9 protein-coding genes are annotated in these 10,617 nt (G+C 34.0%); 8 read left to right on the forward strand and 1 reads right to left on the reverse strand.

Going from position 1 to position 10,617, the window contains the following annotated elements; translation table 11 throughout:
* Positions 1-15: 15 nt before the first annotated feature.
* The 7 genes from hutX (at position 16) to B6C84_RS09280 (ending at position 6,303) form a co-directional block, all read left to right on the forward strand.
* Positions 16-516 (forward strand): heme utilization cystosolic carrier protein HutX, encoded by a 501-nt coding sequence (hutX, locus tag B6C84_RS09250; RefSeq protein WP_065651923.1) that lies wholly within the window; start codon positions 16-18, stop codon positions 514-516.
* Between the two features lie 16 nt (positions 517-532).
* Entirely contained in the window at positions 533-1,171 is a 639-nt protein-coding gene (locus B6C84_RS09255; protein ID WP_065651924.1) for an NAD(P)H-binding protein, read from the forward strand.
* A 23-nt stretch (positions 1,172-1,194) separates the two neighbouring features.
* Positions 1,195-2,181 (forward strand): FecCD family ABC transporter permease, encoded by a 987-nt coding sequence (locus tag B6C84_RS09260; protein ID WP_278183700.1) that lies wholly within the window; start codon positions 1,195-1,197, stop codon positions 2,179-2,181.
* A gap of 13 nt (positions 2,182-2,194) precedes the next feature.
* The gene (locus tag B6C84_RS09265; protein WP_367642648.1) at positions 2,195-2,971 is read left to right on the forward strand and encodes a heme ABC transporter ATP-binding protein; all 777 of its coding nucleotides are present in this window, start codon (positions 2,195-2,197) and stop codon (positions 2,969-2,971) included.
* A gap of 104 nt (positions 2,972-3,075) precedes the next feature.
* Positions 3,076-4,077 (forward strand): zinc transporter ZntB, encoded by a 1,002-nt coding sequence (gene zntB, locus B6C84_RS09270; RefSeq protein ID WP_065578048.1) that lies wholly within the window; start codon positions 3,076-3,078, stop codon positions 4,075-4,077.
* A 34-nt stretch (positions 4,078-4,111) separates the two neighbouring features.
* Positions 4,112-4,375 carry a hypothetical protein gene (locus tag B6C84_RS09275; protein WP_086319953.1) on the forward strand — a complete coding sequence of 88 codons (264 nt, stop codon included), beginning with the start codon at positions 4,112-4,114 and terminating at the stop codon, positions 4,373-4,375.
* A gap of 11 nt (positions 4,376-4,386) precedes the next feature.
* Positions 4,387-6,303 carry a DNA topoisomerase III gene (locus B6C84_RS09280; RefSeq protein ID WP_086319954.1) on the forward strand — a complete coding sequence of 639 codons (1,917 nt, stop codon included), beginning with the start codon at positions 4,387-4,389 and terminating at the stop codon, positions 6,301-6,303.
* 57 nt (positions 6,304-6,360) lie between these two features.
* Here the strand turns inward: B6C84_RS09280 and B6C84_RS09285 are convergent, their stop codons facing one another.
* Positions 6,361-7,047 (reverse strand): hypothetical protein, encoded by a 687-nt coding sequence (locus B6C84_RS09285; RefSeq protein ID WP_086319955.1) that lies wholly within the window; start codon positions 7,045-7,047, stop codon positions 6,361-6,363.
* A 698-nt stretch (positions 7,048-7,745) separates the two neighbouring features.
* Between B6C84_RS09285 and mgtA the strand changes: the two genes are divergently transcribed.
* Entirely contained in the window at positions 7,746-10,454 is a 2,709-nt protein-coding gene (mgtA, locus tag B6C84_RS09290; RefSeq protein WP_086319956.1) for a magnesium-translocating P-type ATPase, read from the forward strand.
* The last annotated feature ends 163 nt before the right edge of the window (positions 10,455-10,617 follow it).

Here is a 10,617-nt window from a genome sequence, read left to right on the forward strand (position 1 = left end):
TTAAGGAAAATTACTATGGTAGATAAACCAACTGTTTTAAATAATCTTGCAACTTATATGCAATCAAACCCAGAAGAATTATTAGAAAAAATAGCGCAAGATTATAAAGTGACACTTACACAAGTAATCCAAGCAATACCAGATGTTAAAGTTGTTGATGGTAGCAATTTTGATATGATTTGGGAGGAGGTAACAACTTGGGGTGACGTATTATTTTTAATTCATACCGGAGATATTATTGCCGAGATTTCAGGAGAACTTCCTCCAGGAACGCATAGCCAAAAATACTTTAATTTACGTCATCAAAAAGGTTTGAGTGGTCATATTAAAGCGGAACATTGTCTACATATTGCATTTATCGAACGAAAATTTATGAAAATGTCGACTGCATCGATAATTTTCCTTAATCATTTAGGCCAATCAATGTTTAAAATTTTTGTTGGTCGTGATGAAAAACATCAATTAAAAGCCGATCAGCTTGAAAAATTCCGAGCATTAGCCGAAAAAATCAATTAATTTGAAGAATAATAACATGAAAACAGTAATTATTTTTGGTGTTAGCGCCAAGTTAGGAACTGGTTATCAAGTATCGCAATTAATCAAACAATGCCACCCAGAGTGGCGTTGTATTGCTTTAGTCCGCAATGCTGACTTTGCAAAACAATTAGCTCAACAAAATATTGAAACCTATGTAGGTGATGCAACCGACGTTGAATTAGTCAAGGAAATCGGTAAGCAAGCTGGTTGTGATGCAACCATTATTTCAACTTTGGGTGGCGAAACCGGCAATTATATTGCGCAACGTAATATCATTGATTGTGCAGAACAAGTAGGAATCAAACAAATGGTATTGGTGACCTCACTTGGTTGTGGTGATTCATGGTCAACCTTATCCTTACGAGCTAAACAAGCATTTGGTAATGCGGTGCGCGAAAAATCCTTGGCTGAAGTTTGGTTACAAACGAGTACCTTGAATTATGTGATCTTAAGACCCGGCGGTTTACGCGATGGTGAATTAACCAATAATGGTCAATGCTATTTTGCTCAAGAAGTTCACGGTTTCGTATATCGTAAAGAATTAGCCAAAATAATCATGGATAAAATTGCAAATCAACAATTTGATAATCGTGCATATAGTGTTGTCGACCCAAATCTAACAGTAAATTATTAGTATTAAATATATGAGGTTAATTGGTGCGCAAATCTAGCCAACCAATATTATTATTGGGATTATTTATTTTGCTATTAATTTTAATGATCTATTCTGCAAATTCAGGGGCATTAAAATTATCATTTACACAACTAATGAATATGTCATTTGATGATCCTTTATGGAATATCTGGTGCAATATTCGTTTACCAAGAATTATTTTAGCGATAATTGTTGGTATGGCATTAGCAAGTGCAGGTGCTGTGATGCAAGGATTATTCAGAAATCCTTTAGCTGATCCTGGCTTGCTAGGTATTAGTAGTGGGGCGAGTCTAATGGTCGGTATAACAATTTTATTTCCTGCTGTTTTCCCGCCAATTATGATGCTTTACGGCAAAATGGTTGCCGCATTTGCTGGTAGCTTATTTATTTGTGCACTTATTTACCTTTATAGTCTTAATGAACAATGTAATCTAGCTAAAATGATTTTACTTGGCGTTGCTATTAATGCCATCATTGGGGCAGTAATGGGCGGCTTGAGTTATATCAGTGATGAATCACAACTAAGACAAATTTCTTTATGGTCAATGGGCCATTTAGGTAAAGGTTCATGGGATCTGGTGATTGTGTCGCTATCGTTAATTTTTCCAGCATTATTGTGCTTAATCAAATTGGCTCATCAGCTTAACATATTACAATTAGGTGATGAAGATGCCCATTATTTAGGCATTAATGTTGAACGTACGAAACGCTATCTGTTATTGCTTTGTGCTGTGTTAATTGGTGCATCAGTGGCGGTGAGTGGCATTATTGCTTTTGTTGGTTTAGTTGTTCCTCATATGATTCGTTTGCAAATTGGAGCAAATCATAAATGGTTAATTCCTGGTTCTGCGTTAGGAGGTGCATGTTTACTTCTGTTAGCAGATACCTTAGCTAGAACATTAGTTGCCCCGACAGAAATTCCTGTTGGTCTCTTAACTAGCCTAATTGGTGGTCCATATTTTCTTTGGCTTATTTTAAGACATAAATAATTGGTGGAACTTTATAGTGTTAATTGCTAAAAATCTGACATTTGCTTATAGCAGTCGAATGATAATTAACGATGTTTCTTTATCGATAAAATCTGGTGAAATTGTTATTATTATTGGTCCTAATGGTGCTGGTAAATCAACCTTGTTACGCCTATTAACAGGTTATCAAAAACCATCTTCTGGAGAATGTTATTTACTCGACCGTCCTTTGTCCCAATGGCCACAAAAACAATTGGCTAAAACTAGAACCGTGATGTTACAACAAAGCCAACTTACTTTTCCATTCAAGGTAAAAGAAGTTATTGCTATGGGGCGAGCTCCTTATGGTAAAGTCCATTTTAATAAAGCAATTGATGAAGTCATGTTACAAACAGATTGTTTACAATTTGCTGAACGCGATTATCGAGGATTATCTGGCGGAGAACAACAAAGGGTGCAATTAGCAAGAGTTTTAGCGCAATTATGGCAACCGCAACCTAGTGAAAAATTATTATTTTTAGATGAGCCAACATCAGCTCTCGATCTCTATCATCAACAACATACCTTACGATTATTAAAGCAATTAGCAGTCAAACAAAAATTGGCAGTTTGTTGTGTTTTACATGATCTCAATCTAGCAGCCTTATATGCGGATAAAATAATTTTGCTTAATAAAGGTAAAATTGTTGAACAAGGCACCCCTTCACAAGTATTGACGGTAGAAAATATTCAACGCTGGTATGGGGTTGATTTGGGTATTTTTGCTCATCCTAGCGAATCATCAATACCGCAAATTTATTTAAATCCTTAATAGTAAAAAATATCAATAGTAAAAAATATCGATTATTAATCATTCGCTGCATTTTAGCGCAAAATCAGTATATAATTAAGCAAACTTAATAAATGGGGCTGATGATGACTAACGAAAATAGCGATAACTCTATTCTGGTTTCAGATCTACTTGCAGCACAACCTGTTTTTAGTTGCCAATTGGATGGTAAAGGAAAAGCAAATCCTTTGAATGATGGATCTAAAGCTTCTATTAAGCAACCATATTGGATACATCTGGATTTTGCTAAAAGTGAAACTATTAATTGGATTAATCAAACAAATTTAATACCTGATCTTGTTAAAAATGAGTTGATTAAAGCTAATCAATTTCCAAAGGAGATCCGTTGTGATTCAGGTATTTTAGTGGTCTTGAAAGGGGTAAACTTTACTCCAAATGAACTACCTGATCCTATTGTTACTTTTCGTTTTTATATTACCGATAATTTGATCATTTCAACCAGACATCAAAAAATAGATGCAATCGTTAAATTAAAAGAAAATTTAGAAAAAGGTATTGGCCCTGTTGATGTTGCCGATTGGCTGATACAGCTTTCAGAATTAATATGTGATCAAGTGAATTTATCTTTTGATGGTGTTCACAATAAGATAATAAAATTAGAAGATTTATTACTAAATCAGCGGATTTTTTCCCATAAAGAGATCGGCAGAGTGCGCAAACAACTTTTCATACTGCGTCGTCTACTTTCACCACAGCGTGATATTTTTGTCAAAATTTCGACCGAAAGAATATCTTGGATTGATGACAACGATCGTCAACGGCTTCATGATATCTCTAATCAACAAAATCATTATGTTTCTGAAATTGATAGTTGCCTAATCAGGATTGGTTCAGTTATGGAACAAATAAATAGTATTCTAGCTGAATCGACTAATAAGCGTATCTATTTAATGTCACTATTTACCATTATTTTTACGCCAATTACATTTATAACAAGTTTACTTGGGGTTAATTTAGCCGGTATTCCTTTTAATGAAAAAGAGTGGTCTTTCATTGGCTTAATCGTACTATTAATTGTGATTAGCATAGTATCTGTTTTATGGCTTAAGCTAAAAAAATGGTGGTAAAGGCATTAACTTTTAAAATAAATATAAATAAAATATGATAAATATTCATGAGATTAGGAGTAAACAGAATATCAAATCGTTATTTGCAAGCGTACCACAATCACTTTTAATCGCCGATAGGCAAAGCGATCCACGCAATGCTTATACAGATAACGCATTACAAGCTAATTCGATAGCAATCAATATTGGTTGCTTGTTTTTTTTAGTTGTTAAACCGAAATCTGAACAGATTAGTTATATTTCACAAAGATATTCTAAGGATGATACTAACATTGTTCTAATTAAAATTTATGATTAATAATAATTATTATGCAGTCTAATCAATCTTTTCGCTTATTTATTGCCGAAAAACCCAGCTTAGCTAGGGCTATTGCTGATGTTTTGCCAAAACCTCATCAAAAAGGGAATGGGTTTATAAAAGCCAGTAATGGTGATGTTGTTAGTTGGTGTATTGGCCATTTATTAGAACAAGCCACGCCTGAAGTATATGATGAACGATATAAAAAATGGGCAATTGATGATTTGCCTATAGTACCTGATAAATGGATATTGATGCCTAAAAGTAGTACTGAAAAGCAATTCAATATTTTAGTGGATTTGATTAAATCTGCAGATCAGATTGTTCATGCTGGTGACCCAGATCGCGAAGGGCAGTTATTGGTGGACGAAGTGCTAAACTATTGTCAGCTAACACCAGAAAAACGTAAAACTATTCAGCGTTGCTTGATTAGTGATTTAAATGCCAGTGCTGTTGAAAAGTCACTTGAACAGTTACGTAGTAACCAAGACTTTATTCCTTTGTCTACTTCGGCATTAGCTCGAGCGAGGGCTGATTGGCTGTATGGCATGAATATGAGCCGAGTCTGTACTCTGGTTGGTCAACGTAATGGTTATCGAGGCGTTTTATCTATTGGCCGAGTTCAAACTCCTATTTTAGGCTTAGTCGTTAGACGTGATTTAGAGATAACTCAATTTGTTCCTAAACCATTCTATGAAGTATTTGCAATATTACAAACCAAACATAACGAAATATTTAAAGCCAAATGGCAACCAAGTGAAGCTTGTGCACCTTATCAGGATGAAGAAGGTCGTGTCTTGGTTAAACGGTTGGCTGAAAATGTTTGCCAACGAATAAAAAATCAGTCGGGCATCATTGATAAAGTCAGCAACAAAAAGAAAGAATTAGCACCACCAATGCCGTTTAATTTATCAGCTCTACAAATTGAAATGGCAAAAAGGAATGGTTTAAGTGCGCAAGAAGTGCTTGATATCTGCCAATCTTTATATGAAAAACATAAATTAATTACTTATCCTCGTTCCGATTGTCGTTTTTTACCAGAAGAACATTTAAAACAGATTAATGGTGTAAAAGCTGCCATCGAAAACAATTGTTCAGAACTGCAAACTGCGATTAATGATGCTGATTTCACTTTACGTTCTAAAGCGTGGAATGATAAAAAAGTTGAAGCTCACCATGCCATTATTCCAACTTTACGTAAAACCAAAATGGATAATTTATCGACTAACGAGCAAGCAGTATATCAAGTGATAGCAACACAATATTTGGCACAATTTTATCCTGTTTATAAATATGCCGAATTACAAATAGATGTTGATATTGGTGGTGGTAAGTTCACTTCTAAAGCCAATCAAATGTTAGATGAAGGTTGGAAAGTTCTATTTAGAAGTAAAAATTATCAAGCCGAGAGTGATAAAGATAGTGATGAGAACAATGGTTTATTAACCAAATTAGTTAAAAAAGGCGAATTAGTACAATGTATTGATACAGAGTTACTCAGTAAAGAAACACAACCGCCACGACCTTTTACCGATGCAACTTTACTTTCAGCAATGACGGGTATAGCAAGATTTGTTAAAGACCCTGAGATAAAAAAAATCTTACGCGAAACTGATGGGTTGGGCACTGAAGCGACACGAGCAGGAATAATTGAACTTTTATTCAAACGGCAATTTTTGACCAGACAAGGTAAATCAATACGTTCAACACCAATTGGTCAGAATTTAATTCTATCATTACCCGAAAGTGTTTCAATGCCAGATATGACAGCGCATTGGGAGTTACAACTAGAAGAAATTAGTAAGAAGGAGTTTAGCTATCAGCAGTTTATGTATCAATTAAATTCATCTTTGCTGAGTCTAGTTGAACAACTAAAACATTCACGATTGAAAATTCAATCTGCATCCCCAAATATGAAAAAAGGATAATCGATAATATCGCAATTATTGATTATCCTTTTAATTGATAAATCTAAACAATTTTAGTTACTCTGTTGATTCTTCATTTACAACTTCTTGTGAAACGATAGACTCATTTAGTTCCTGATTTTCAGCAAGTATATTCGTAAATTCTTGATTTGCTCTGTTTAAAAAGTCACTATCCTTCAAAATTAATCGATAAGTATTTAATCTTTTTAATGGTCCTTTAGCAAATTGACTAACTATAAAAATCATAATAAAAATTGTTAATAGAGAAATAATCACATTAATAATCCAAGCTGATTTAAAGATAGTATGCAAATTGGTTATTAACATAATAAATGTAAACAGACAAACAGCGGCACTTAAAATTACCTCTTTAATTAAAAAAGGTTTTAGTAGCGTAATTCGATTTTGTTTGATAGCAAAATATTGAGTGAATTGATTTAATTGTAATAGTTCAATAATGTTATGTTTATCTGCATTAACCAATGAGATAGCAATTCTCTCTTTATTAATATTACCTGATTTATAGAAGCAGACTTTTTCCCAAATTAGTTTCTTCTTAATGTTATTTAAATAATCTTTTTGATAATTTGGTTGTGGTGTTTTTTCTAAAATATCTGCATATTTAATAATGTTGTCAAAGTAGTTTTTTGGCGTGTTTTTTTTATAAATAAAGCCAACAAAAGAGAGTGTAAAAATAAGAAATAAATTAAACCAATTATCTTGTAATAGTTGTGTAAGATCCATTCAGATTAACCAATGTTGATGACAATTGGGCAATTGTAACTGATATTATATAAAACAGGTATTAATTCTATACAATATTTTCTAATAACGGCATTATTAGTGCTGTTTTTAGGCAGTTATAAGTCTAATTTTACATATTATGTTGACTTCTCAAATTTAAAAGCGTATAAAGTGCTCGCCTTTGAGCTTTTCTTACTTTTTTAATTATAAGGTGGTTAAAAATGATGGTTAAGAAAAGTTGAAATACAAAGTGATGAGTTCAATTTACAGGAGAAATATGGACACTCAATCGGGTCACCCCAACATGTGGGGAGATAAATTAAAACACATCATTATCGGTTAATGAACCTGTCTAAATAGTAATTTTTTCAGTTCACGAGCCGAAATTGATAAAAACGGTAACGGTGAACGATATGCAATTTTCTACACGCTATCACACAAACTCAAAACATCATTGTGCTCATAAAGTACTTTTACGAGTATTGTATCTTACTGATAAACATTTAGAGCCACCTAGTTGTATCTAATTCTTAATTAAATTTATTTTTCAATAATTTTATTTCGTGCCAAGCATTAGCTTTATTGGCTACTTATTGCTTTGCATTTAAATTTTGGTCAATTAAAACTTATTAATGCCTTGTTATGTTTAACTAAGGAATAGGTTTCTTTTGTCTAAAAAATATAGATAGGTACCAACTATGATTAAAAACAAATTTAAAGTAAAGACAGAAAATACTTTAACTATAAAAGCACTTGAGGAAGCTCAAAACAGTCTAGATAACATTTTATCTAAATTTCAATCAAGCCTTTCTGGTTTAACCCAAGAAAATGCCAAATCAAGATTGGAACAATATGGTAAAAATGAAGTAGCTCGGGAAAAAGTTCCTTCGGCTTTTGTTCAGTTGTTACTAGCATTCAAAAATCCATTTATTTTTGTCTTGTTGACATTAGCTATAGTTAGTTTTGTGACTGACTATTGGTTACCACTACAAAGTGGTGAAGAGACTGATCTAACAGGCATTATTATCATTTTAACCATGGTAACATTAAGTGGCTTACTCCGTTTTTGGCAGGAGTTTCGCTCAAATAGAGCTGCTGAGGCACTCAAATCGATGATTCGAACCACAGCTACAGTTCTACGTCGGCCAAATAAAAATATGCCAGCTGAACATATCGAAGTGCCTCTAAGTGATATTGTCCCCGGTGATATTGTATTGTTATCTGCCGGCGATATGATTCCAGCGGATATTCGTTTAATCGAATCAAGAGATCTATTTGTCAGCCAAGCAGTATTAACTGGTGAATCAATTCCAGTTGAGAAATACGATACTTTAGGTGCGGTATCGCAAAAAACAACTGAAGAGATCAATCCGGCCGATATTGATAAAGATAATGTTCTTGATGTCAATAATATCTGTTTTATGGGTACCAATGTAGTTAGTGGCACTGCAAAAGCGATTGTTGTTGCTACCGGTGCAGATACACATTTTGGCTCGTTAGCAAAATCTATTGTAGGTTCCAGAGCTGAAACTTCCTTCGATCGGGGCGTAAATAGCGTGAGTTGGTTATTGATTCGCTTCATGTTAGTAATGGTTCCAATTGTATTATTGATAAATGGTTTTACTAAAGGTGATTGGGGAGAAGCTGTATTATTTGCCTTAGCAGTGGCGGTTGGTTTAACGCCTGAAATGTTACCGATGATTGTTAGCGCCAACCTAGCCAAAGGTGCGGTAGGAATGGCAAAACGCAAAGTGGTGGTTAAAAGGTTAAACGCAATACAAAATTTTGGTGCGATGGATATTTTATGTACTGATAAAACCGGTACCTTAACCCAAGATAAAATTATTTTAGAACATCACTTAGACATTAACGGCCAAGTTGATCCAGCTGTGTTACAACTAGCGTGGCTCAATAGTTACTATCAAAGCGGAATGAAAAACTTGATGGATAAAGCAATCATCCGTTTTGCTGAAGAAAAAACCAGTGTTAAAAAAGTCGGCGTTGGTCTTTATCGTAAGATAGATGAATTACCGTTTGATTTTGTTCGTCGTCGTTTATCTGTAGTTGTGCAAGGCAATGATGATAATCACTTAATGATCTGTAAAGGTGCCGTTGAAGAAATGCTATCTATTTCGGATTTCGTTTATGAAAATGGTGAATATTTACCGTTGGATGAAAATCGCAAACAAGCATTAATTGAACTGGCTCATAATTATAATAAAGACGGTTTTAGAGTATTAGCTGTTGGTGTCAAAGAGATTTCAGCAGAACAAACTAAAACGCAATACAATGTCCAAGATGAGAAAGCATTGGCTATTCGTGGTTTCTTAACCTTCTTAGATCCACCAAAAGAGAGTGCTTATGAGGCTATTTCAGCATTAAGTGAACATGGTGTTGCGGTTAAAGTTTTAACTGGTGACAACGAAATTATCACTATTAAAGTGTGTCGTGAAGTTGGCTTAGAGCCTGGTATTCCTTTATTAGGTACTGAAATTGAAACAATGGATGATGCAGAGCTAAAAGTAGAAATTGAACAACGTACTATTTTTGCTAAGTTAACTCCGTTACAAAAATCTCGCATAATTCGATTATTACAAGATAACGGTCATACAGTTGGTTTTTTAGGCGATGGTATTAATGATGCTCCAGCGTTACGCGATGCCGATGTTGGTATTTCGGTGGATACCGCAACGGATATTGCTAAAGAATCAGCCGATATTATTTTGCTGGAAAAAAGCTTAATGGTATTAGAAGAGGGGGTAATATGTGGTCGTGAAACCTTTGGTAATATCATGAAATACCTTAATATGACGGCAAGTTCTAATTTCGGTAATATCTTCTCTGTATTAGTGGCAAGCGCGTTTTTACCGTTTTTACCAATGCTTGCGATTCATCTGCTTATCCAAAATTTATTATATGATATTTCACAACTATCATTACCTTGGGATAAAATGGATGAAGAGTTTTTACAAAAACCACGTAAATGGGATGCACCAAATATTGGACGCTTTATGATCTGGATCGGCCCAACCTCTTCCATTTTTGACATAACAACTTATGCATTAATGTGGTTTGTCTTTGGTGCTAATAGTGTAGCAGCTGAATCGCTGTTCCATTCAGGTTGGTTTATCGAAGGATTGTTATCCCAAACCTTAGTGGTACATATGCTAAGAACACAAAAAATTCCATTTATTCAAAGCACAGCAGCATTCCCAGTGATTGTCATGACAATGCTAATAATGGCGGTAGGAATTTATATTCCATTCTCACCAATTGGCAGCTTAATTGGTCTACAACCATTACCATGGTCCTATTTCCCATGGTTGGTTGCAACATTATTGAGTTACTGTGTTGTTGCCCAAATAATGAAAAAGATTTACATCAAACGCTTTGGACAATGGTTCTAAAATAATAATCTTGATGTAAGTTATGCTTACATCATTAACTAAAAAATGTATAAATATCGAACTATTATGTTATAGTAATGACATCATTGAAAAAGCGATTAAATATTATTATTAATAAACTAATATTTATACATTTAATCAGCATCTTTAAAATATTTTAAGG

It is taken from the genome of Gilliamella apis (assembly GCF_002142155.1).
GTDB lineage: Bacteria > Pseudomonadota > Gammaproteobacteria > Enterobacterales > Orbaceae > Gilliamella > Gilliamella apis.